General features: G+C 68.3%; 19 protein-coding genes. 6 read left to right on the plus strand and 13 right to left on the minus strand.

What is annotated here, in order from left to right:
• Window positions 1–226 precede the first annotated feature (226 nt).
• From NTY77_11365 to NTY77_11375, 3 genes are read right to left on the minus strand one after another with little or no spacing between them, the layout of a single operon-like run.
• Entirely contained in the window at window positions 227–1,246 is a 1,020-nt protein-coding gene (locus NTY77_11365; GenBank protein MCX5796084.1) for an alkaline phosphatase family protein, read from the minus strand.
• Window positions 1,247–1,263: 17 nt separating this feature from the next.
• Entirely contained in the window at window positions 1,264–2,313 is a 1,050-nt protein-coding gene (locus NTY77_11370; protein MCX5796085.1) for a hypothetical protein, read from the minus strand.
• Complete coding sequence (locus NTY77_11375; protein ID MCX5796086.1) at window positions 2,310–3,842, minus strand: sulfatase; 1,533 nt, start codon at window positions 3,840–3,842, stop codon at window positions 2,310–2,312. The genes NTY77_11370 and NTY77_11375 overlap by 4 nt, the downstream gene beginning before the upstream one ends.
• A 26-nt stretch (window positions 3,843–3,868) precedes the next feature.
• On the opposite strand from NTY77_11375, the gene NTY77_11380 reads away from it, so the two are divergent.
• Genes NTY77_11380 through NTY77_11400 form a run of 5 tightly spaced genes read left to right on the plus strand, consistent with a single transcriptional unit; the run spans window position 3,869 to window position 10,951 of the window.
• The gene (locus tag NTY77_11380) at window positions 3,869–6,082 is read left to right on the plus strand and encodes a sulfatase (GenBank protein MCX5796087.1); all 2,214 of its coding nucleotides are present in this window, start codon (window positions 3,869–3,871) and stop codon (window positions 6,080–6,082) included.
• A complete protein-coding gene (locus NTY77_11385) occupies window positions 6,069–7,163 on the plus strand; it encodes an amidohydrolase family protein (GenBank protein MCX5796088.1) in 1,095 nt (364 codons plus the stop codon). The genes NTY77_11380 and NTY77_11385 overlap by 14 nt, the downstream gene beginning before the upstream one ends.
• Before the next feature lie 46 nt (window positions 7,164–7,209).
• Entirely contained in the window at window positions 7,210–8,277 is a 1,068-nt protein-coding gene (locus NTY77_11390; protein MCX5796089.1) for an ABC transporter ATP-binding protein, read from the plus strand.
• On the plus strand, window positions 8,274–9,263 hold the full coding sequence (locus NTY77_11395) for an extracellular solute-binding protein (protein MCX5796090.1): 990 nt from the start codon (window positions 8,274–8,276) through the stop codon (window positions 9,261–9,263). The genes NTY77_11390 and NTY77_11395 overlap by 4 nt, the downstream gene beginning before the upstream one ends.
• Window positions 9,260–10,951 (plus strand): ABC transporter permease subunit, encoded by a 1,692-nt coding sequence (locus NTY77_11400; GenBank protein MCX5796091.1) that lies wholly within the window; start codon window positions 9,260–9,262, stop codon window positions 10,949–10,951. Before NTY77_11395 ends, NTY77_11400 begins: the two co-directional genes overlap by 4 nt.
• On the opposite strand, the gene NTY77_11405 is transcribed toward NTY77_11400, so the two are convergent.
• Window positions 10,885–11,460: a HEAT repeat domain-containing protein gene (locus NTY77_11405; protein MCX5796092.1), complete on the minus strand. Its 576-nt coding sequence runs from the start codon at window positions 11,458–11,460 to the stop codon at window positions 10,885–10,887. The genes NTY77_11400 and NTY77_11405 overlap by 67 nt on opposite strands.
• A gap of 38 nt (window positions 11,461–11,498) precedes the next feature.
• Between NTY77_11405 and NTY77_11410 the strand changes: the two genes are divergently transcribed.
• Window positions 11,499–12,851, plus strand: a complete 1,353-nt coding sequence (locus NTY77_11410) for an alkaline phosphatase (protein MCX5796093.1) — start codon at window positions 11,499–11,501, stop codon at window positions 12,849–12,851.
• Here the strand turns inward: NTY77_11410 and NTY77_11415 are convergent.
• The 9 genes from NTY77_11415 to NTY77_11455 all read right to left on the minus strand — a co-directional run bounded on the left by NTY77_11415 (window position 12,842) and on the right by NTY77_11455 (window position 22,817).
• Window positions 12,842–13,933: a sulfatase-like hydrolase/transferase gene (locus tag NTY77_11415; GenBank protein ID MCX5796094.1), complete on the minus strand. Its 1,092-nt coding sequence runs from the start codon at window positions 13,931–13,933 to the stop codon at window positions 12,842–12,844. The two genes, NTY77_11410 and NTY77_11415, sit on opposite strands and share 10 nt — an antisense overlap.
• Window positions 13,934–13,955: 22 nt before the next feature.
• On the minus strand, window positions 13,956–16,013 hold the full coding sequence (locus NTY77_11420) for a TonB-dependent receptor (protein MCX5796095.1): 2,058 nt from the start codon (window positions 16,011–16,013) through the stop codon (window positions 13,956–13,958).
• A gap of 92 nt (window positions 16,014–16,105) precedes the next feature.
• The gene (locus tag NTY77_11425) at window positions 16,106–16,870 is read right to left on the minus strand and encodes a Crp/Fnr family transcriptional regulator (GenBank protein MCX5796096.1); all 765 of its coding nucleotides are present in this window, start codon (window positions 16,868–16,870) and stop codon (window positions 16,106–16,108) included.
• A gap of 51 nt (window positions 16,871–16,921) precedes the next feature.
• Entirely contained in the window at window positions 16,922–18,310 is a 1,389-nt protein-coding gene (locus NTY77_11430; protein ID MCX5796097.1) for a sulfatase, read from the minus strand.
• 1 nt (window position 18,311) lies between these two features.
• Window positions 18,312–19,088, minus strand: coding sequence for an ABC transporter ATP-binding protein (locus tag NTY77_11435; GenBank protein MCX5796098.1), 777 nt, complete (start codon window positions 19,086–19,088; stop codon window positions 18,312–18,314).
• 3 nt (window positions 19,089–19,091) lie between these two features.
• Complete coding sequence (locus NTY77_11440; protein MCX5796099.1) at window positions 19,092–19,841, minus strand: ABC transporter permease; 750 nt, start codon at window positions 19,839–19,841, stop codon at window positions 19,092–19,094.
• Window positions 19,838–20,767: an ABC transporter substrate-binding protein gene (locus tag NTY77_11445; protein MCX5796100.1), complete on the minus strand. Its 930-nt coding sequence runs from the start codon at window positions 20,765–20,767 to the stop codon at window positions 19,838–19,840. Before NTY77_11445 ends, NTY77_11440 begins: the two co-directional genes overlap by 4 nt.
• Window positions 20,764–22,227, minus strand: a complete 1,464-nt coding sequence (locus NTY77_11450; GenBank protein ID MCX5796101.1) for a radical SAM protein — start codon at window positions 22,225–22,227, stop codon at window positions 20,764–20,766. Before NTY77_11450 ends, NTY77_11445 begins: the two co-directional genes overlap by 4 nt.
• The gene (locus NTY77_11455) at window positions 22,224–22,817 is read right to left on the minus strand and encodes a class I SAM-dependent methyltransferase (protein ID MCX5796102.1); all 594 of its coding nucleotides are present in this window, start codon (window positions 22,815–22,817) and stop codon (window positions 22,224–22,226) included. Before NTY77_11455 ends, NTY77_11450 begins: the two co-directional genes overlap by 4 nt.
• Between the last annotated feature and the right edge of the window lie 148 nt (window positions 22,818–22,965).

Here is a 22,965-nt window from a genome sequence, read left to right on the forward strand (position 1 = left end):
CGCACGAAGAGAGAGTATTGGGCCGAAGTCTCAGTGATCTGGATGGCGACCTGAAATGCTAATTATATTTATGAAATAACGATAAATTTAGAAATACCTCCAGCGCTGGAGGTGGAGGGGCTAGAAGTGATGGGAAAATATTACAAATTGGGCACAGCAAGTCGCCGCCTTTCGTCATAGCACAACAACTGCGTGCCGCTAAGTGACTGGCATTGAGGTTAGCCGCTCAGGGCTCCCGCAGGGAGCGCCCGTCCAGGGGCGGAAGCACGCTTTCCGGAGCGACGCCCAGAGTCTCGAGTATGGTGGGCGTCACGTCCTTGCGGTCGCCCGCGCGCAGGCGGCCCGGCCGATCGACGGCCAGGAAGGTGTACGGAGCCTTGCGGTGGCTATTGAGCCCCGGATCGAAGCCGTGGTCGGACACCACGAAGACGGCTGTCCGGTCGTCGAGCCCCAGCTCCTTGAGCTTCGCCATCAGCCGGCCCAGCCAGCGGTCCTCGGCCCGGATGGCGTCCTTGTATTCCGGGGAACCATCCTTGAAAACGTGCCCCTGCTCGTCCGGCTCCTCGAAATGGATGAAGGCGAAGAAGCGGGAGCCGCGGCAGCGCTTGAGAGCAGAGAGCGCGGCCTTGCCGACCCGGTCCGCCGCCTCCAGATTGATCTTGTGTATGTCCAGCGATTTGGCGGCGTTGAAGTAGGGCTCGCCCGCCCGGCTTTCCCAGCGGCGGGGAGAACCGTCGTAAGTCCTGGTCTTGGCGAGGATCTCGTCCTTGTTCCACCAATGGGTCTTGGCGAAGTCCGGCGGCATGCGGGTGACGCAGTTGACGCAGACCTCATGCGGGCCGCGGGCAGCCACGTTGTTGCCCTTGCCCGCCAGGAAAACCGTCTTGATGCCCGGGATGCGGGCTTTGAGGAGCTCGAAGATGGTGTAGCCCGGGGGGATGGGCCGGTATATGACGTTGTCCTTTATGCCCATGAGCTCGGCGTTGCGGCCGGTCAGGATCTCGGCCCAGCCCGGCTTGGTCTCGGTGGCCCCGGTGGTCACCAAAGTGTCCGTCATCCCGCCCGCCGCGACCAGCCGGCCTAGGTTGGGGAGTTCCCCGGCCGCGAGCATTTCCAGGACCTCCGAGCGCTGCGCGCCATCCCAGCCGATGAGCACGGCGTTCTCGACCGTGCGGGTCGAGCCCAGGGCCGCCGGCGCGCCGGCGCAGAGAACGATGATGCAGAGCGGCAGCAGTCTGCGGATCATTGGCACAAATTCCCCCTTCATGATTGGCTATCCAGCCATTCTGTTCCTGTTATCAGATACCAAGCGTTCTTATAGGCTATCTTTTCCGCCGTCGAAATGGAAAGAGAGGCTAAAATGCGCTTTTGATTATTTATGATCTTGCCGTAGTCGGTCCAGGAATTGCGACTCAAGTCGCTCCCTACGACGAATCGTGTCGGGTGTTTCTCGAGGATGACCCGCCACTCCTCCAACAACGTCCCTTTCCGGTCTTGAAGAACATTGGTGAAGACCCCATTCACTGGGTAGATTTGGCCGGGAAGCGCGACAGCGAGATCAAAATAGAGATTGCGGTATCTGCTCAATAGACGATCCGCGTATGCCGGTGAGAAAATAGTTTCTTTCTTGGGATATTTCTTGTTGCCAAGATGGCACCATATGACGCTGGCCCTCGGATAACGGCCGAGGACTTCCTCCAACGAGCCCAGGAGTTCGTCATCCGGTTCGAGATGTATCTGAAAAGCGATCTGCGCGTCGGAACTCAACCTGAAAAGCTCTTGTACCCTGGGGGAATTCAAGGGCATGAAGCCCTCTCGATCTGTACGATGGTGCTTAGCCTGAGCGGCCGACATATATTTCTTAAGCTCATATTCCCCCATCTGCCAGTAGCGACCGCTTCCGACTTCTTTTTCAACGACCTCCATGAAAGGGCTTTTTTGGTCGTACCAATACCGGGTCGAGCCGTCCGCCGTGGTCGGCACAAAATAGTCCGGATCCCTGCGGGAGAGCTCCAAAGATTCCTCGCTTCCCCGAGCCGGGTCCGTGAATTTCGGGGCGAATGCGACCAGCGCGATCCCCAATTCATCCATGGCTTTCTTCATCTCGGGGATGTCGAACCCTTCCGTGTAAGTGGCTTGTCTATCGATTATGGGCAGCTTCCCGCTTTTCTTGATCCCGATTATTCTTTTCTTCCATCTGGCGATTTGGACCGGGTCGTGCCTTCGTATGCCCGGAAGCGGGGCCTCCTGGACCCCGGTCAAGCCGGCGGCCGCGGCGGCGCCGGCGCAGAGCATGATGAGGCAGAATTTCACCAATAGCCTCGCTCCCTGGCTTTGTCCACGAGCTTCTGGGGCATCGCTTGCGCGGCTGGCTCCGGGCCGGCAGAGCGCCGGGCCGCGTCCCGCCAGGCCAGCAGTTTGTCCAGCAAGTCCTTGGCCACGGCCGGCTGCGCCTCGGCCAGGTCGTGCAGCTCCTGCGGGTCATGCTCGACATCGTAGAGCTCGATGGCCTGCCGGGCGGGACCCAGCACGGCCGGGGGCTTGCCGGGAGCGACGGGGGTGGATTCTTCCCAGATGAGCTTCCAATGCGCGTCCCGGATCATGTCGTTCTCGCTGCGGTATCGGTAGTAGGAGGGGTGGGGGCCGTAGCTGGCCCCGGCGTAGACGTAGCGGTTGGGCCCGGCGCCGGAGAGCAGGGCGGGCAGCAGGGGTGAGCCCTGTCTTTGCGGCGGCATCTCCACCCCCAGCTCCTGCAGGACCGTGGGCATGACGTCGATGAGCTGCGCCAGGCCCGAGACCCGCCGGCGCGGTCCCTTTGGGAAGCGCATCAGCAAGGGCACGCGCGTCACGTCGTCGTAGAGGGTGCCGCGGATGTTCCCGGCCCGGCCGAAGCGGCCGTGCTTCTCGAACATCTCCCCGTGGTCCGCGAAGACCACCACGATGGTCTTCTCCAGCAGCTTGGCGTCCAGGGACTCCAGGAACTCGCCCACCAGCGCGTCGACCTCCGCCAGCTTCTCGTCATAGATGTCGCTGAGGGCTTCGATGTCGCGGCGGGTCATGGGGACTTCCGGCCCGAAGGCGCAATGGGTGCGGAAGCCGCTGCAAGCGCCGACGGTCTTGAAGACCGGGCCGAGCGCATGGCCGGGCGCGGGGCTCGCGTAGCCGCGGATGCAGGAGTCCGGGTCGACCAGGGGGCTCGTGCTCTTCGGGTCCGAGAAGAGTCCGCGGTAGGCCGGGGTCGGATAGAAAGGGCAGTGCGCGTCGTAGCCGTGCAGGAAGAGCATGAACTTTTGGGAGGAGTTCTTCGCGAGCCAAGCCTTGGCCTGCGGGAGGGTCGTGTTGAATCCGGCGAATTCGCCGTTGTCGATGGTGTCCTGGAAGCCGCGCAGGTGGCTCGAGCCCGTGAAGTAATCGAGCCCGCCGGTGAAGGCGGCGGTCCTGTAGCCGTGGTCGCGCAGCACCTCAGGCAGGGTCTTGAGGTCCGGGCTCAGTGAGTTGTGCAGGTCGCGGCGCAGGATCTGATGGGAATAGGGCTGCAAGGAGGTGAAGAGCGAGACGCCCACGGGCAAGGTCCAGGAGGCCGGAGTGAAGGCGTTCTCGAAGACCAAGGCCTTCTCGGCCCAACGGTCCAGATGGGGGGTGGTCTTGCGCCGGTAGCCGTAGAGGCTCATCCGGCTGGCGCCGACGTTGCTCAAGGAGATGAGGATGAGGTTGCAGTCCGGGCAGCCTGGGGCCGGCGCCCGCGCCGAAGCCGGGAGCGCGGCCGCCAAGTGCGCAATGGCCAGGCCCGCCAGCCCGAGGGCGCGGAGCGCGGAATTTAGGTAATATAGGGGCCTTGCCACGATCTTATTATCGTAGTTTGAGGTTGTTGGGCACAAGCCTCCTGCTCCTGACCGTCCTGTCATCATCCGCATGGTCCGCCGAGCCCGCGGCCTCGACGGTGACCGTGCGGGGCATCGTGCTCGTGGTCGTGGACACTCTGCGCGCCGACCGCGTGGGCGCCGCCTCCGGCGGCAGCGGCCGCGGCACGCCGGAGCTGGACCGCTTCGCCGGCGGGGCCGCGGTGTTCACCGCCGCCCGCAGCCCCTCTTCCTGGTCGCTGCCGGCCGCCCTGACGCTGATGACCTCCATGCTGCCCTCCCGCCACGGCGTGCTCAACCGCTATCGGGACTTCCTGGCCGAGCCGCCGGTTCCTGCCCGCCTCAAGGACGAGCGGCCCGATGCGCGCACTCTGGCCGAGGTCCTGCGCGCCGCGGGCTGGCGCACCGCGGCCTTCACGGGCGGTGCGGGCTGGGCCGGCGAGAGCGGGCTGGGGGCCGGCTTCGAGGTGTTCGACGACTCGCCGACATTTTCGGGCTTCGAGCGCACGGTGCCCGCGGCCCTGCGCTGGCTGGACGCCGTAAAGCCCGGGGAGCGGTTCTTCCTGCTGGTCCATGGCTATGATGTGCACCCCTACTATCCGGGCCGGCTGCCCGCGGCCCTCCTGGCGCGTCACAAGACCCTGCGCGCCGCCCACATCGAGGGCAAGCCCGTCGAGGCGTCCGCCGAGGAGAAGCGGGCGCTGACTCAGTCCTACGACCAGGCCGTCGCGGCCATGGACCGGCGGCTGGCTCCCCTGCTGGGCCGGCTGTCGCGGCGGGAAGCGTCGGACACGGCCGTCGTGTTCACGGGAGACCACGGCGAGGAGCTTTTCGACCATGGCGGCGTGGACCATGGGATGACCCTGTTCGAGGAGGTCCTGAGGGTCCCGCTTCTGGTCCGCGCGCCGGGCCTGCGGCCCCGCCGCGTCGCGGCCGCGGTCGGCCTGATAGACCTCATGCCCACGCTCCTGGACCTCGCCGGAGTCTCCGGGGACGCGGCCTTGGGCTCGCAGATGGAAGGCGTGAGCCTGCGGCCGTTCTTGGAGGGCAGCCCTCTGGAGCTGGACACTTTCGCGGAGACCGACTATCTGCTCAGCACCGCTTTGAGAGCCGTGGCGACGCACGACGGCTGGAAGGGGATATGGGACCGCTCCGCCCGCCGTACGGCCCTGTACCGGCTGGCCGAGGACCCCGGCGAACGCCGCGACCTCTCGCAGCAGCTGACTGCCGAAGCGGCGGGCCTGGAGCAAAGGCTCTGGAACCTGAGCGCCTCATCCGGCCCGGTCAAGGAGAATCCCTCAGCCGCCTGGCGGCGGACCCTCGACTCCATGCGGGCCCAGGGCGCCCTGCCGCTCATCGACCTCTCTTCCACCTTCGATGCCTTCGACCTCAACCCGGCGCCTCTGGCCGAGCGCCTGCAGGAGCTCGGCGTGGCCTTGATAGGCGTGACCTGCGAGGAGCCCGATCTGGATTCGGCGCTGGGGCCCTGCGCGAGCCGGGCCGCGGCCGAACGGTCCGCCGTGTTCATCCCCCTGCCCACCGGCGACCTGCCGCATTACCGGCTGTCCCGGCGCGCTGCGGATCCCGACCTTCTCTGGCAAGAGCTCAGGGCCGCGGCCAGCCGGGGAGCGCCGGCCCTGGGGCCGATGCATTTCCGGATCGAGCCCCGGGGCAGCCGCGACAGTGAGCCGGCCCCGTCTTCGCCGCCGGACGCGGACCTCGTCGAAAGGGTCTTCACCTTCTGCGCGCAGAGCAAAGTGGTCCAGCAGATCGTCGGCGAAGCGGATGACCGGTTCCTGCCCGCGCTGGAGAAGCTGCTCGCGGAGCATCCCGAGGCCCGGGTCATATGGGCGCGCGCCAGCGGGTCTCCCGTCGGAGCGGAGGCGGCGGCCCGGAGCGCCGTGTTGGCGCGGGGTCTGCTGGAGCGCCACCCCAACCTCTATCTGGATCTGTCTCTGCGGGCCGTCGGCCGCGGAGCGCCGGAAGACCTACGGGATCCCTACCTGGCGGCCGATGGACGGCTCTATCCCGGCTGGAAGCGGCTCATCGAGCAGCAGCCATGGCGGTTCCTGTCGGCATTGGGCATCTATCCCCGCACCATGGCGCAGCTGCCCGGGGCCGTGGCCCGGCAGCGCGACATCCTGGGCCAGCTGGCCCCCGAGGCGCGCGCGATCGTGGCCTACAAAGCGGCTTGGAGACTCCTCTTCGATGAAGACCTTTGACTCCCTACTCCGCTGGGCCGGCGCGCTGGTCCTGACCCTGTCTTGCTCGGCCGCCGCCCCGCCGGATTGGGCCGCCCGAAAGCAGGTCTGGCGGCAGAGCCTCTCGGAGGTGCGCGCCGCGGGCCGGCTGCCCATCATAGACCTGGAGTCCTCCTATTTCGAGGCCTACATGAACCCGGAGGCCATCCTCTCCTATCTCAGGGGCCGCGGCTTCGCCGTGGTCGCCTGGTCTGTGGAGGATGAGCCGAGCCGCATCAACGGCCGCGGCTACGGCTGGTGGGTGGAGCATTGGCAGGGCGTGCTGCGGGACCTGGAGGGGCGTTTCCCCGGCTTCGTGCTGCCGGTCCCATCCCCCACGGGAGTCATCTCGAACCCCCCGCTCAAGATAGGCTCCCAGCGGGTCCTGGACGACATGCTGGCCATAGCGGAGGCCGGGAGCTACCCTATGCTCGGCGAGTTCTTCTTCCGGCGCTATCCCTCCCCCAGGAACATGTTGACCGGAGGCGACTGGGACTCGGACCTGGCCGAGCCCATCGACGGCCCCATCGGACGGCGTCTCTTCGCCTTCTCGCAGCGCACCGCCATACCGTTCCAGATCCATTACGAGACCGAGGACGCCCTCATCCCGCCCTTGGAAGCCATGCTCCGGCGCTATCCGCGCGCGCGGGTCATCTGGTGCCACGGGGGGCGGGTGCGCCGCCCGGAAAAGGCGCCGCATTTCACGGCGCATTGGAGCGAGACCTTGCGGCGTCTCCTTGAGGAGCATCCGAACCTCTATTTCGATGTCTCATCCATCGACCCGGATCAGGCCTACCCGGCCGGGGGGCCGTCCTCCTCCCTGTGGTGGGACATGCCGGGCCGGCGGATGAAGAGGGAAGGCGTCAAGCTCGTCAGCGACCATCCCTGGCGGTTCCTGGCGGCCCTGGACCAGGGTGTCGACCGGGCCGGGGAGACCCCAAAACTGGCGGACCGGCTGATGAGCTTCCTGGAGAGTCTGCCGCCGCGGACCCGCGAGGTCGTCGCCTACCGGGCGGCGTGGAAGCTCCTGTTCGGAGAAGACCTTTCAGCCTCGGCTCCGTGAGGGCCGCCCTGGCAAGCCCGGGACTGTTTATAGTCTAATCATGAACATGAGCTCCTGCCGCGTCGCTATCGAGGGCGTGTCCTTGGACCTGGGCGCGTCGCGCATCCTGCGGGAGGTGGACTTGGTCCTGGAAAAGGGCAAGTTGACCGCCCTGCTGGGACCTTCGGGCGCGGGCAAGACGACCTTGCTCAAGGTCCTGGCCGGCTTGGAACGGCCTTGCTCCGGGCGTGTGCGCGCCGGGGACCTGGCCTGGAGCGACGCGGCCACCGGGCTCTTCGTGGAGGCGGCGGCGCGCGGCGTGGGCCTGGTGTTCCAGTCTTATGCGCTCTGGCCGCATCTCAGCGCGTTCGAGAATGCGGCCTTCCCGCTGCGGGTGCGCCGGGTCCCGCAGGCGCAGATCGAAGCGCGCGTGGCGGCGGCCTTCGACCTGGTGCGCCTGCCGCGAGCGGCGCAAGGCCGCGAGCCGGCCGGGCTCTCGGGCGGCGAACAGCAGCGCGTGGCCCTGGCCCGGGCGCTGGTCTATGAGCCCGCATTGCTGCTCCTGGACGAGCCGCTGGCCAACCTCGATGCTCCCAACCGGGAGGACCTGCGCGCGGACATGCGCCGTCTGCAGAGGCGCACCGGCGTGACCGCGCTTTACGTGACCCACGACCAAGGCGAGGCCCTGGCCATGGCCGATCAGCTTGCGGTCATGGACGGGGGCCGGATCGTGGAGACGGGAGAGCCCCGGGCGCTCTACGAGAGGGCCGACAGCGCGCTCGTCGCGCGCTTCTTGGGCGCGCGCAACGAACTGCGCGGCGTGCGCCGGGGCGGCGCGGTGGTCTTGGAGGGCGGGGTGACGCTGGAGGAGCCGGCGCCCGAGGGCGCGCGCGACGGCGAGGCGGTGGTGGCGCTGCTGAGGCCCGACGAGCTGGAGCTCGCCGTCCCCGGCTCCGGCCGCCAGGGCTGGGAGGGGGAGGTCGCCTCCGTGGAGTTCGCCGGCGACCGGGTCCGGGTCGGCCTGGAGGGCGGAGTGCGCCTGGCCATCGACGTCCCGGCCTCCTGCGCGCCGGTCCCGGGGCAGCGCGTCGTGGCCGTGGCGCGGCCCGGCCGCGCCAGGATCTATCCGGCATGAGGGGCGCGATGCTGCGCGCGCTGTTCCTGGCGGTCGTGGCCGCCGCATCCGTCCGGGCCGAGGACGAAAGATTGGTGGTCTGGTATGCCGGCACCCATGCCTTGCATCCGGCCCTGGCCGCGGCTTTCATGGCCGCCCACCCCAAAATCCGCGTGGAGCTCATCCAGCTGGGCGGTCCGTCCCTCACCGCGAGGTTCACCGCCGATGAGGAGCGGGGCGTGCATGCCGCGGACGCCTTCTCCACGGGCCTGACCGAGAGCTATCCCGGCCTGCGCGCGCGGGGCTGGCTCGCCGACCTGCGCAGCCTGCCGCATTGGGGAGAACTGCCGGCCTGGGCCAAGGACCCCCGCGGGACCTACGCGTTCTTCCACGTCCTGCGCCACTGCCTGGCGGTCAACACCGAACTGGTTCCGCCGCAGCGCCGGCCGCGCTCCTACGCGGAGCTCTCCGAGCCGCGGTGGAAGGACCAGGTCGCCTTGGTCGACCCGGATACGGGAGGCACGGGCATCTACCTAGCCCGCTTCGCCGCGGCCCAGCCCGGATTGGGACTGGCTTGGCTGACGCGCCTGCGGGCCAACGGCGCCCGGCTGTTCTTCCAGAGCGGACAGCTCACCGAGGCCGTGGCCAGCGGACGGCGCGCCGTGGGCTTGGACCGCGACGTGGAGGTCGCCGAGGCGCGCCGCGCCGGCGCCCCGATCGAGTGCGTCTTCGCCTCGGACGGCCTGCCCCTGCAGTTCACCGCCGTGGCCGTCAACTCTCGGGCCCCGCATCCGCGGGCGGCGCGGCTGTTCGCGGACTGGCTGATCTCGGCCGAGGGCCGCAGGGTCGTGACCCAGGCCGGCTTCCTGGCTCCCCGGGGCAGGCGCCCGCAGGCCGTCTGGCCCAAGGCCTGGGTCCTGGACATCGAGTCCCTCAAAGACGCCGAGGTCAAGGCCTTCGCGGGCCGGGTCTCGCAGGCGCTCAAGGGGCCGTCGGGGGGACGATGAAGCGGGGCCAGGCCGCCGCCCTCGTCTGCACGGCCTTGCTGCTGCTCGTGACCGCCTATCCCGCGGCCTGGCTGGCGTTCCGGGCGCTGCGAGATTCCTCAGGGGCCTGGACGCTGGCGAACCTGCGCACCGTGTTCGACACGGCGCGCCTGCGCGAGGGCGCGGTCAACACTCTGCTCCTGGCCTTGGTCGGCGCCGCGTTCGCGGTGGTCTCGGGCGGCGGGCTTGCGGCCTTGGCGGCGCGCACCGACGCCGCCGGCCGCGCCTTGATCCGGCCGCTGGCTTTGGCGCCCTACCTGGTCCCGCCCATCGTGGCCTCGCTGGCCTGGATCGTGCTGGCCGACGGACAGGGGGGGCTGCTCAACGCGCTCCTGGCCTGGACCGGCTGCGGCCTGCGCGTGGAGATCTTCTCCTTCTGGGGCGTGGCGCTCGTGGGGGGCCTGGTCTGCTCGCCGGCCGCCTTCCTCATCCTGCACGAGGCTTTCGCGGGCCTGGACGGCGAACTGGAGGAGGTCGCCCGCGTCTGCGGGGCGTCCGGGCTCGTGGTTTGGAGGCGCGTGATCTTGCCCGCGGTCTGGCCCGCGCTGGCCGCGGCGGGCCTGCTCTGCGCCCTGCTGTGCGTCGCCCAGTTCGGGGTCCAGGCTCCTATCGGCATGCCCGCCAACGTCTGGACTTTGAGCACCTTGATCTATTCCACCAGCCTGGTCGGACCAGTGGACCTGGGGCTGGCCTCGGCCATGGCCCTGCTCCTGGCCGCCGCGGGCGCGGTGCTGCTGCTCCTGCAGCGCGCCGTGGTCCGGCGCGCCGCGCCCCGTCGCGCCAACGCCCGGCCGGCCCGCAGGCTGGCTTTGGGCCTCTGGCGCTGGCCCGTGGCCGGACTTTTGGCTCTCTACGCGGCCGTGGCCTTGCTCCTTCCCTATGGGGCGCTTCTGCTTCGTTCCTTGCGGCCGTTCAACATCCATGCCGGCATGAGCGCGCAGCAACTGCTCTCCGGCTGGGACGCCGGGGTGTGGGCGCAGCTGGCGCGCGACGAGGTGGTGCGTCGCGCCTTCGGGCACAGCTTCGTCCTGGCGACGGCTACGGCCGCGCTCTCCTGCCTGTTGGGCGCGGTCGGGGGCTGGGTCCTCTACCGGGGCCGGTCCCGGGGCCGGGACCTGCTCGAAGGGCTTTTCCTGACGACGCCGGCCCTTTCCGGGGTGGTGGTGGGCCTGGCCGTGCTCCTCGCCTTCGGCGGCGCGCCGTTCTGGCTCTACGGCACCTATCTCATTTTGCTCGTCGCTTATGTGGCGCGCGAGGCGGCGACCGGGCTCAAGGCCGCCGAATCGGCCCTCAGGACGACCCCCGCGGAGCTCGATGACGCGGCGCGGGTCTGCGGGGCCGGCGGGCTCCAACTGGCCCGGCGGATCTGGTGGCCGCTGCTGCGGCCGGCTTTGGCGGCCGGCGCGGCCCTGTCCTTCATCGCGGCCTTCCGAGAGGTGGGGGCCTCGTCCATGCTCTACAGCCACGGCCGAGAGGTGCTGGGCTCCTTGCTCATGGTGGTCTGGCAGGACGGGCGCTACCAGGACCTGGCCGCCCTGGCTTTGGCGGGCGGCCTGGCCGCAATGCTTGGTTCAGCCTTGGTCTACCGCGTGGTGCGCGGCCCCATAGCCTGCGCCGCGGCGCGGCGGACCTCGGCGTCCTGGTCCTGAGTCGCGGCTGTCAGCGCCTGGCGGACCATGGCCGAATCCTTCCCGATGCGTCCCAGGGCTTGCGCCGCCGCGGCGCGCACCACCGGATCGGCGTCCTTGAGGGCGCCGGTCAAGGGAACGGCGGCGGCGCGGGCCGGCTGGCCGATGCGGCCCAAAGCCCGGGCGCAGGCGAAACGCAGGTCCGCGCTGCGGTCGTCGAGCACGCCCTCGGCCAAGGCGGGCACGGCCGCGGCGGAGCGCGGCCCGATGAGCGCCAGGAAGCCGGCGGCCTGGACGCCGAGGTGGGGCGCAGGGTCCTTCAAGATCACGGCCAACTGGGAGACCGTCCCGTCCACGTCCAGACCGGAGGTCTGGAGGATCCAGGCTCCGTCGCGCAGGTCCACATGGTCGTACATCAGCACTTCCCAGGTCGCGGCCAGGAAGGACGCCGAGGCTGAGGACGCGGGCGCCGCGGCGCGGGCCGAGGCGCCCCAGAGCGCCAGCGCGGCCGTCCAGATGAAGATCCTCATATGTGGCCCTCCCAGACCCGGATAAGTATAATCAGGGTATGATACTTTCATCCGTCCTGACAATCCTTCTGAGCGCCGCCGCCGCCGCTCCCGAGAGGCCCAAGAACGCCATCCTCCTCCTTGTCGACGGCCTCTCCTGGGGCCAGCTCCAGCTCGCCCTCGACGACGCGCGCCTGCGCGGGACCCGGCTGGCTTTGCAGGACATCCTCGACGCCGGGCACACGGCCTACTGCCAGACCGCGCCCCTGGGCGCCTTGGTCGTGGAGTCCGGAGCCGGCGCATCCGCCGTCTCGGGAGGCCGCCCGATCGCCAACCGCATGCTGGGCAAGCTGCCGGACGGCACGGACGTTCCCGGCATCCTCGAACTGGCCAAGCGCGACGGCAAGTCCACGGGCCTGGTCACGACCGCGCGCCTGACCCATGCGACCCCGGCCGGCTTCCTGTCCCACATGCGCCTGCGCGACGACGAGTACGAGATCGCGGACCAGATCGCGGACTCCGGCCACGACGTGCTCCTGGGCGGCGGTCGGTCCTATTTCCTGCCCTCGGCCGTGGCCAAGGCCCGCGCCCGCGGCACCACGGTCCTCTTCCACGCCGACGAGCTGGAGCAGGCCCCCTCGGGCCCGCTGCTGGGGCTGCTCAACGAGGACTCCTTCCCCTACGCCATCGACGGCGAGTCCGGGCCGGGCCGCGAGACCGTGCCCAGCCTGGAGCGCATGACGACGCTGGCCCTGGAGCGCCTCTCCCGCAACCCCAAGGGCTTCATCCTGGTGGTCAACTCCCGGCTCGTAGACGAGCTCTCCCATTACAATGACGCGGCCGGCGTCCTGGCCGAGATGGGCCGCACGGACCGCACCGCCGCCATACTGCGCGACTTCGCGCGCGCGCACCCGGACACATCTCTGATCGTCACTACGAACCACGACTCCGGTGGAATGGGCATGATGTGGCAGGCGTATCCGGCGAAATTCGGCGGCCCGGACGAACTGGCGCGCATGCGCGGGCAGAAAGCGTCGGCCCAGATGATGTTCGCCGAAGTGCGCCGCCGGGAACTGGCCGGGGAGAAGCGCGACGGGGCCTTGGTGCGCAGCGTGGTCGCCCCGAAGCTCGCCTCGGGAGTGGTCCTGAGCGACGCGGACTACGAAGCTTTGGCCAAGTCCCTGTCGATAGGCCCCAAGGGCGCCGCCTTCACCTACGCCCCGGCGGCGCGGGAATTCTCACGGGTCATGGTGCCCCACTACCTCATGGGCTGGGTGGACGGCACGCACACGAGCTCGGCCGTGCCCTGCTTCGGCATGGGGCCGGGCACCGAGGCCTTGAAGGGGCTTCTGCATCACTCCGCGGTCTCCGGCGTGATGCAGACCGCTCTGTCAGGCCCGGCTCACCAGTAGCCTTTCTCCCGCATCTGGCGCAGGAGCTCCGGCGAGAGCTGCTCGCCGCGCCGGCCCGAGGACTTGGTCTCCCGGAGGTGGCGCATCAGCCGTTGGGTGAGGTCCAGGCCGATGTCGGGCCGGCTCTCGGACAGGTCGGTCTTCATGTCCGGGTCGGCCTTGAGGTCGAATAGGCGCGCCTCCCCGCTGGCCTTGTCGTAGATCATCTGCCAGCCCCCGTCGCGGATGGAGAAGAGCGTGGGTTTCCCGGGCTGGGTCCCGGAGGCGCTGAAGCCGTAGCGGGGCGCGGCGGAGCCGCCCTCGGCCAGAGGCGCGAGGCTGGCGCCCTGGAACGAATCGGGCACCGCGGCCTTGGCCCATTCCAGCAAGGCGGGGCCCAGGTCGACCAGGCGCACCACCTCCGCCACGCGGCGGGGCTTGAGGCCAGGGCTCCAGATGAGCAGGGGCACGTGCACGGAGCGCTCGCCCAGCTCCGGTCCGCCGCCCGGGCCGACGCCGGCCGTGAGGATGAGCCAAGACCCGGCCGGGGCGGCCTGGCGCAGCGCGCGGACGGCCTCCAGGGATTCCGGCGCGGGGCGCGCGCCGTGTAGGTAGAGGAAGAACGGCCCGCGCTGCGCCGCGAGCCAGCGCAAGGCCCCGTCCCGGGCCTGCCGGAACGCGGTGGAGGATGACTCGGCCTGGAACCCGGCCACGGCGAAGCCGCGCGCCAGGCCGGCCTGGAGGTCGAGACCGGCGTCGGCGGCGAAGCCCGCGGTGGCGTAGCCGGCTCGGCCCAGAGCCTCGGCCATGGTCGCGGCCGCCGTGGAGATGTGGTCCCCGGGCGCCACGAGGCCGTGGTTCTGCACGTACTGGGAGGCGAGCAAGGAAGCCGCGCTCGGAGCGGCGGCGCCTCCCTGCGCGACGGCCTGCGCGAAGACCACGGCGCCCGGGGCTTCGCGCTCCAGGGCGGACTGCTCAGCGGGGAGCCCGACGAGGTCCAGGAGCACGATGCCTCGGGGCGCGGCCGGGGCGGCGGCCCGCAGGGGCGAAAACGCGGCCAAGAGCGCCAGCAGAAGGGGCAAAGACCGGGCTTGGTTCACCATGCTGCCATGCTAGCAAATCAGCTCAGCGGTAGTGCAGGCGCAGGCCGAGGGCCGCGTAGAACGGCTCGCCCAGCAGCGGCAAGGCGCCGAGCTGGACCGCGGTGTAGCTCCGGCTCAATAGGTTCTCGACGTCTCCGTAGACCTCCAGATTCTTGGTGAGCCAGCGCGAAGCCGAAAAGTCCATCACGAAGTGCTCGTCGAGGAGCTGGGTGTTGGCGTCATCGCCGTAGCGCCTGGTCAGGTAGCGCCCCCGGAGCTGCGCGGTCGCGATGCGGGGGTCGTCGAAGCCAAGCGCGAAGGCGGCCTGATGGCGCGGGATGTTCGGGATCATGTTGCCCGCGGTGCCCGGGCTGGCGATGCTGTCCATGATGATGGCGTTGGTGTAGGTGTAGGACGGGGTGAACGCCCATTGCCGGCTCACCTGCCAGGGGACCTCGAAGGTCGCGCCGCGGACGCGGATGGAGCTGATGTTCTGGACCTTGGTGAGCTTGCCGCTGACGATGGTCACGCTCCCGATCGAATTGGATATCTCGCTCCAGAAGCCCGTGGCGCGGAAGGTGGCGGGCCCGAGAGCCAAGTCCCAGCCGAATTCGCCGCCCACGCGCAGAACCTCCGGACTGAGGTCGGGGTTGGGCAATTGGATCTGACCCTGCGGCCGGGCCCCGCGGTAGAGGTTCTGCAGGGTGGGCGCGACGAAAGCTCGGTAGACCGCGCCGCGCAGGGCCAGCGGCTCTGTCGCCTGGTAGCGCGCCGCCAAGCGCGGGCTGAAGAAGGTGTAGCTCTTGGAGGGGAGGGCTTGGTGCCCGGTGCCGTCGAAAGTGTCCTGGAAGGCGCCGTGGTTCTGCCAGTAGTCCAAGCGGCCGCTGGGCACCAGCGTGAGCCCGGGCAGGGGGTCCAGGCTCCACTGCCCGAAGAGGCCGATGGTGGTCTGCGTGCCCCCCGAGCTGATGTTGTTCTGGAAGACGCCGGTGGTGGAGAAGTCGGACTCGTCGTTGCGCGCGGATACGTTGCGCACGTCGACGCCCGCCGTGACCGAGGAGGAGAGGAGGTCGAAGATGTTCGACCATTGCAGGCTGGCGCCGCTGTCCAAGGAAGGCAGCACGTTGTGCACGTACTGGTAGTCGTTGAACCGGCCGGTGCTGATGGCGGCGTTGGTGCTGTCGAGGAGGTGCTTGCCCACGAAGGCGTTGCCGCGCACCTCGCCCGCGGAGTCGAGCGGCAGGCGGAAGCCCGCGGCCAGGTCCATCTCGTCGCGCGAGTCGAAGAACTGGTCCATCCCATGGTTGCGCGCGTCTTGGAACATCATGCCGCGCACGAACCAGAGGGGCCCCCCCGCCCCGCCCCGCAGCGAGGCGGCCTTGATATTGAGAGCCCAGTTCCGGGCGGTGGCGTTGTGGTCGATGGGCCCGCGGTCTATGGTCCTCAGCCACGCGTAGCCGTCGGTGTAGTAGTCGTTGTAGCCCACGCTCAGGCCGAACTTGTCGAGGAACGTCTCGCTGGCATAGACGTTGAATATCCGGGTGCTGCGGTGTCCCGACTGGTCGTGCTCGCCGTATGAGTAGTCGAGGTCCAGAGCGCGTTCCTTCGGGGCGCGGGTGATGACATTGATGACGCCGCTCATGGCGTTGGTGCCGTAGAGGTTGGAGTTGCCTCCGCGCAGGATCTCCACGCGCTCCACCAGGGCCGGCGGGACCTTGCTCCAAGGCACGAAGCTGGTGAAGCCGTCGGTGAGCGGCAGGCCGTCGAGGAGGACCAAGGCGCGGCCCGTGCCGCCGGCGCCCAGCATGGACACGGTCTGCAGGGCCGGGTTGACCACCCGGCTGCTGCCCAGCGAGATGTTGACCCCCGGCATCGTGCGCAGGGCGTCGTCCAAGGTCTGCGCCGGGACGGCTTTGAGCGAGGCCGAGGACACGACGGTGAGATAGGCCGGGACCGAGTAGGCGGACTGGACGTAGCGGGAGGCGGTGATGACCAGGGGATCCAGAGCCGGGTCGGCGGCGCGGCCGCTGAGCGGGGCGGCGCAGATGAGCGTCAAAGCCGCGATCGTGGGAAAGGCCGCTCTCTTGAGGACGTCTCTCATCATCCCTCCTGGGACCGGTGGATAGCGGGGATTCAACTAAACCGCCCGGAGGTCATTGAATGAGCGCCCTCATGGAGGGCACATGACGCCCGTCATGCTGCCGGTGCTGAGCCGGCGGACCGCTCCAGGCGCGCTCGCAGCCGCCGCGCATCCCGGATCACGATCTCCCCTCGATGCCTCTCCACCAAGCCCGACTCCTCGAGCCGCCTCAGCGTCCGCATGGCCGTCTCCGCCGTGGTCCCGGCCATCTCCGCCACCTCGGCGCGCCGCACCGGCAGGACCGCGCCGAATTTGTGGTGGAGATAGAGCAGCGCAGCCGCCAGCCTCTTTTCCACCCTTTCGCGGGAGAGATAGAGCAGGGTCTCCACATACTGCAGGCGCTGGGCATGGCGATTGAGGATCTCCCGGAGGAAGGCGGGATGGCTGTCCAGCAGCCGGAGCACCGCTTCCCGCGGGATGACGAGCAGGACCGTGTCCCGGGCCGCGAGCACTTCCCAGATATAGCTGTCATGAGAGACGGTGGCCATGCCGGCTATGTCGCCGGGCAGCATGATGTCGATGCACATCCGGCCCCCGCCCGAACTGTACTGGTTGGTGCACAGCCGGCCCTCTTGGACCACGAACATCTCTCGCGCCGGCTCTCCCGCGTGGCACACGGTCTCTCCGGCGGCGTAGCGCCGAGGGGATGCCGCCGACGCGAGTGCCGCGACCGCTTCCTCGGGCAGGCGCCGGAACGACCCGCGGGTCCGCAGGAAAGAGACGACCCGGGCGCAGTCCTCGGGCCCCGGGCGCCCGCATGGCCCCAGGTCGGGGTAAAGCAGGTTCGGGCGCGCGCGCGCGGCGGTCCGTGTCGGCATCGGGATGAGAGATTCTATCAAATCACCCCCGCCATTTCTCGCTGAGGGAAATCAGTGACACTGGTCCGGATACACCGGGTTGCAGCCCACTTCCCAGTGATCCAGCACGGCGCCGATCTTGCGATATTGGGCTAAGAGCCGGTCGTCCAGCCCTTTGGCCCGGTCGGGCTGGCTGGCGGCCAGGTCGGTCATCTCCTGCGGATCGGAGTTGAGGTCGTACAGCTCTATCTTCCCCGTCTCCAACGTGTGGATGAGTTTCCAGCCGTCGCGCGTGCGCAGGCCGCGCTTATGGGTGAACAGACGGTAGTCCGTCTCCATGTAAACGTCCTCGCCAACCGTTTCCTGTCCCGTCATCAGCGGGACCAGGCTCCTGCCTTTGAGCTGCGACTGGAGCCGGGAGCTCTGCGGGATGCCGACCAACGACAGGATGGTGGGCATGATGTCGAGCGTTCCCACCTGGACGGTGACCCGGCGCCCCCCTTTGATGCCCGGCGCGACGACCGCCAGCAGGACATGCTCCATCTCGTCGTAAAGGCCGTAGCCGTGGTCGAACCTCTTGTGCTCGTATTCCTCGGTGCCGTGGTCCGAGGCCAGGACGAAGACGGTGCGCCGGTCCAGCTTCATCGCCTGGAGCGAGGAGAGGAAGCCGGCGAACAGGGCGTCCGTGCGGGCGATCTTCTCGTCGTAGATGTCGCGCCAGAACTTCACGTCCGGATCATCGAGGCCGATCGCTTGTTTGAGCCCCAGCTCGCGCAGGACCCTCTGCTGGGAGGGGGTCCCGTCGTAGAACCCCTCGTAAGGGGGGTCCACGAACCTCTTGTCGTAGCCCCCCGCGGGCATGTACTGCCCATGGATGCCGTAGCCGTGCAGGAACAGGAAGAAGCGCTGACCCTGGCGTCCCTCCAGCCACTTCAGGGCCTTGGGGATGGAGGCTTCCATGCCGGTGAAGGGCGGCACGTCGTCGGAATAGACATCGAAGCCCTTGCTGAAGCCGAAGCTCCCGCTGACTCCCGCCCCGCCTGTGAAGCCCCCGGTGGCGTAGCCGTGCTCATGCAGGGCCTCCGCGAGCGTCTCGGTCCCTGGGGACAGCTGCTCCAGGCTGGAGAGGACCAAGCGGTCCGGCTGGACCACGAACTTGTTGACGACTTTGTGCAAAGAGGGGTAGGTCCCCGTGAACCAGGACATGTGCGCGGGCAAAGTCCAGGGCGCCGGGCTGATAGCTTGGCTGAACAGGACGCCTTGGCCGGCCAGCCTGTCGATGGTGGGGGTGGTCAGGCGCTGATAGCCGAGCGAATGCACGTGCGCGGCCTGCAGCGCGTCGAACGACACCAGGATGACGCTGCAGCCGGGGCAGAGGGCGTCCCGGGAGAAGCCCGGCTCGGCGGCCGCGGCCGGGAGCCCGGCGCACAGCAGGGTCAACGCCGTGAGTGTGCGTAGCATGTCATGCCTCCTTGTCGGAATCGTTCATGAGTGCGGAGACCTTTTCCTTGAACGCCTGGAACTCGCTGCTGGACCCGAGCGACTGGAGCTGGTCCGGTTTCGTCGCGGAGGGGTCGAAGGTCGCCGCGATCCGGCCCGGGCCCTTGGTCAGCAGATAGACCCGATGTCCGATGTGGAAAGCCTCCTCGAGGTTGTGGGTGACCAATATGATGGTCTTGCCCATCTGCCCCGCGATGGCTTTGAGCTCGTCGATGACCGCGCATTTGGCTACCAGGTCCAGCGAGCTGAAGGGTTCGTCGAGGAGCAGGACGTCCGGCTCCGCGGCCAGTGCCCGCGCGATGCCGATGCGCTGCTGCATGCCGCCCGAGAGTTCGCGCGGGTAAGCGTCCGCATGAGCCTCCAGCCTGACCCGCCGCAGATACTCCAGCGCCTGCCCGCGCCGTAGGCCCGGGGGCAGTCCTCTGGCTTTCAGGACGAACTCGATATTCTGGGCGGCCGTCTTCCAGGGGAACAGAAGATGCCCTTGGAAGATCAGAACCCGGCTTCGGGACGGACCGAGCACCTCCTGGCCGTGGTCCAGGATCCTGCCGCGGCTCGGCCGCAGCAGGCCGGAGATCAGCGAGAGGAGCGTGGTCTTGCCGCACCCCGAGGGCCCGATCACGGAGATGAACTCCCCGGCCTGCGCCGTCAAAGAGATGTCTTCGAGGACCCAGGGGGCGGCCCCGTCGCCGTGCCGGCGCACGGGATATTTGAAATAGACTTTCTCAAGAGACAGCATGGCCTAGACCCAATGGATCCAACGGTCCTTCATATGGACGATCAAGGTGTCGACCAGGAGGCCGATCATCCCGATGGCCAGCATCCCCACCAGGACCCGGTCCGTGCGGAGCAGGTCCTGGCTGGTGTAGATCAGGTAGCCGAGCCCGGAACGCGTGGCGATCATCTCCGCGGCCACCACGGCCATCCAGGCGAACCCGAATCCGGTCCGGATCCCGGAGATCATCATGGGCAGCGAGGAGGGGATGACGATGTCCCAGAGGATGGACGTCCGCGTCGCCCTGAAGCAGTGCGCCACCGCCAAGTGCTGCTGGGACACGTTCTCCACGCCGGTCATGGTGCTGGTGAGGATCGGGAAGAACGAGGCGATCATGGTCAGGAAATATGACGGTCCGTTGCCGATGCCGAACCAGAGGATGGCCAGGGGGATCCAGGCGATGGGCGGTATGGGCCGGATGAACTTGAGCAGAGGGTCGAGAAGGGCTCTGAGCCGGCGGCTGTATCCCAAGGCGATCCCCAAGGGCAGCGCCGTCAAGAGCGAGATGCCGAACCCGCAGCCGACCCGCCACAGGCTCAGAGCCGCGGCGGATAGGAGCTCTCCGGATGAAAGGCCTTGGACCAGCGCGCGGAAGACCGAGCCGGGAGCCGGCAGGATGAAGACGTTGACGCGTCCGGTCGCGGACAGGCCCGCCCACACCAGAAGAGCCAGGGCGAAGGGGGCCAGGACCGAGAGCGCCCTGCGGAGGAAGCTCATCTGGGATTGCGGATGGAGCCGCCGATGTCCGGGTTCCGGCTGATGACCTTGTTGGCGTAGAGGAACGACCCCGTCATCTCCATCTTGGCGATGAAGGATGGGCTGATGCGGATGTCGATCTGCTCCAGCCGGGCCTTGTCGTAATTCCGGTTGGTGCGCGAGACCCGGTCGATAAGGCTCGCGTCCAGCTTGGTGGTGCCGCTGGCCCAGCCGTTGACCTCGTCCTTGTGCCGCACGAAATACAGGACCGCCTCGCGCAGCGTCCCTTGCAGCCGCTCCAGCGCGCCGGGCTGGCGGTCCACGAAACTCTTGGCCGCGACGGCGATGAGCTCCAACGGCTCCTTCCGGAGGACCTTGACGATCCCGCGGGCTGCGGCATCCGTCATGTACGGGTCCCACAGGAGGGCCGCGTCGATCTTCTTGGCCTCCAGCGCCGCCAGCAGCGCGCCGATGCTGGACATGCCGACGATCCGGACCTCCGGGACACCGCGGGTCCATTCCAGGGCCGGGCGATGCAGCGACGTGCCGAACAATGTCCCGATGGTCTTGCCGCGCAGCTGCGCGATACTTCCTAACCCCGAGCCCGCCCGGACCGCCAGCCCCATGTCGCCCCCGGCGCCCAGCGAAGCGATGCCGTAGGCCGGGAAGCCTTCCGCCAGGAGCACCACGAAATTGGCCTCGCTGGTCAGGATGACGTCGACCTTGCCGCCGACGAGAGCGAGCTTCATGTCCCGGCCGGTGGACAGGGCGAAGAGCTCGGGCGCGAAGCCGTTCGCCCGCAACAGGCCGGTCCGGCCCAAGGTCAGGCCGACTTGCGCGCTGATGAGCGTGCCGTTCTCGGGATAGGCGATGCGGATATTCGTCGGAGCGGCGGCGGCCAGGGTGGAGCCCAGGACCAGGGTCAGGCCCGCCGCGATCGGGTTCATTGGCTTGCGGGCTTCCTCTTGATGAACTTCTCTCCGGCCTCCAGGAACACGTTGTCCTCCCGGCTGTGGTCGTAGGGCCGGGACTCGATGAGGCCGTTGACGTCATGGTAGACCTGCCGGAGCTCGGCCTTGGTCAGATGCTCCGTGAACTTCACGAACCCGGGGTGGTCGATATCCTCTTCGATGGATTGCTCTTCCGAGAGCCACTCCAGGTGCTTGCGCTCGTCGGGGATGACGCCGTTCTTGAGGCACTCCCGGTAGAAGGGGGTGCCCGGCAGGGCGGAGAGGTACTTGACCCGGGTGACCTCCTTGAACTCCTTGCAGAACTCGACCAGGTCGCGCATGCCCTGGCGGTCGTCCTCCGGGGCGCCCACGATGAAGAGCCCTCCGACCTTCACCCCGCACTCGCGGTGCAGCCGGATGACCTCGACCATCGCGTTCTTGGAGGTGCCCTTGCGGTATCTGGCCAGGACCGCCGGGGAGACGGATTCCATGCCGTACAGGATGATATCGAGGCCGTTCTTCTTCATCAGCAGGAGCGTCTCCTCGTCCAGGCCGGTGACCCGGCTGAAGGCGTTCCAGCGGAAGCGATGGCCTTTGATCGCGGTGTCCATGAGCCGGCGCAGGTAGTCGCGGTCCGTGACGAAGGTCAGGTCGTTCCACCAGGCGTAGCGGAAGCCGCAGGGCGCGTAGTAGTCCATTTCCCTCTTCACCCGCTCCACGGACTTCCGCCTCAGCTTGGGGAAGGCGCGGTAGCAGAAGGTGCAGCTGTGGGGGCAGCCGCGCGAATAGGAAAGATAGAGCTCCGGGATGGGCTTGCCCCGGAACCGGTCCCAGGCTCTGAGGTCCTGGAATGGGACCACGTCCAGGTCCCGCAATTGCGGGCGCGGGGCGTTGAGCCGGGCCGCTCCGGACTCGTCCTTCCAGGCCAGGCCCAGGATCTTCGAGACCGGCAGGGCCAGCTCGCTGCCGGCCAGGCGGTCCAGCAGCTCCGTAAAGGTCAGCTCGCCTTCCCCGGCCACCACGAAGTCAGCCCGGGTCGTCTCCAGCAGCAGGCGCGGCACGGAGGTGGCCAGCGGTCCGCCGAGGACCACCGGGCGCTGCGGCCTTTCCGCCTTAAGGACCTCCACCGCCCGCCGCACGTAGTTGAAGCTGTCGCCGTAGACGCTGACCCCGACGATGTCGCAGTCCGCGGCCAGCCCCCGCACATGCTCGGCATCGAAATCATCCCTCTGGTCGATCATGCGGAAAGGATAGCCCAGGCCCTTGACCAGGCTGGACAGGATGGACGGACCCTCGAAAGGGGCGGTGTGGGTCCATTCCCAGCCCCGGGGGACCACGAAGACTGACGGCGGGATCAGCAGGCCGACGGCATGGCCGTGTACGGCCTTGGCTTCATGGGGCAGCGGGATCGCGGCGACGCGCTCGATGGTCCGAGCCGAGTTCTCCGGAAGCGTCATGGCCGCTGCGTCTTCCGGGCCGTGAAGACCACCCAGTTCCAGTCCTCGAAGACCGCGCCGTCCTTTACTGCGACCCGATGCAGCCGGCGATAGGCCTCGGGCGCCTGTGCGACGAGGCCGCAGACCTCCGCCGTCTTGGCCTTGGTCAGCTCGGGCGCGGCCGCCATCCACCTCGTGATGTTCTCCCGGACCGACAGCCGGCGCCTCTCCAAGATGCGGAAACCACCTCGCTCCAGATCCAGGGCGAGGGTCTCTTCCGTGAAAAATCGCCTCAGTTGGGCCTGCTTGGTCCGGTGGATGTGCCCCAGCCAATCGGCGTCATCCGCCGAGTAGGGCACCGTCTGACTGAACACCAGGACCCCGTCCGGCTTGAGCACTCGGGCGATCTCAGCCAGCGCCTGGCGGCCGTTCTTCAAAAGGAAATACGCCTGGCGCAGGACGGCCACGTCGAACGAGCCGGCAAGATAGGGGATATCCTCCGCCGCGCCGCATATGCAGGGGAAATAGCGGTTGGCTTCCTCGGCCATGTCGCGGGTCAGGTCGATGCCGCACACGCTCCAGCCCGCGGCCTGAAAGTTCCTGCCGACCATCCCGGTCCCGCAGCACACCTCGAGCACGTGCCCCGGTGGGCGCCGTCCGCAGGACTGCAGATGCGTTTTGATGAGTCGGCGGTCGGAGATCCAACTGGCTGAACCGGAATAGGTTTTAGCCCTCTTCTGGAACTGGCCTATCACTGGA

It is taken from the genome of Elusimicrobiota bacterium (assembly GCA_026388095.1).
Lineage (GTDB): Bacteria > Elusimicrobiota > Elusimicrobia > UBA1565 > UBA9628 > UBA9628.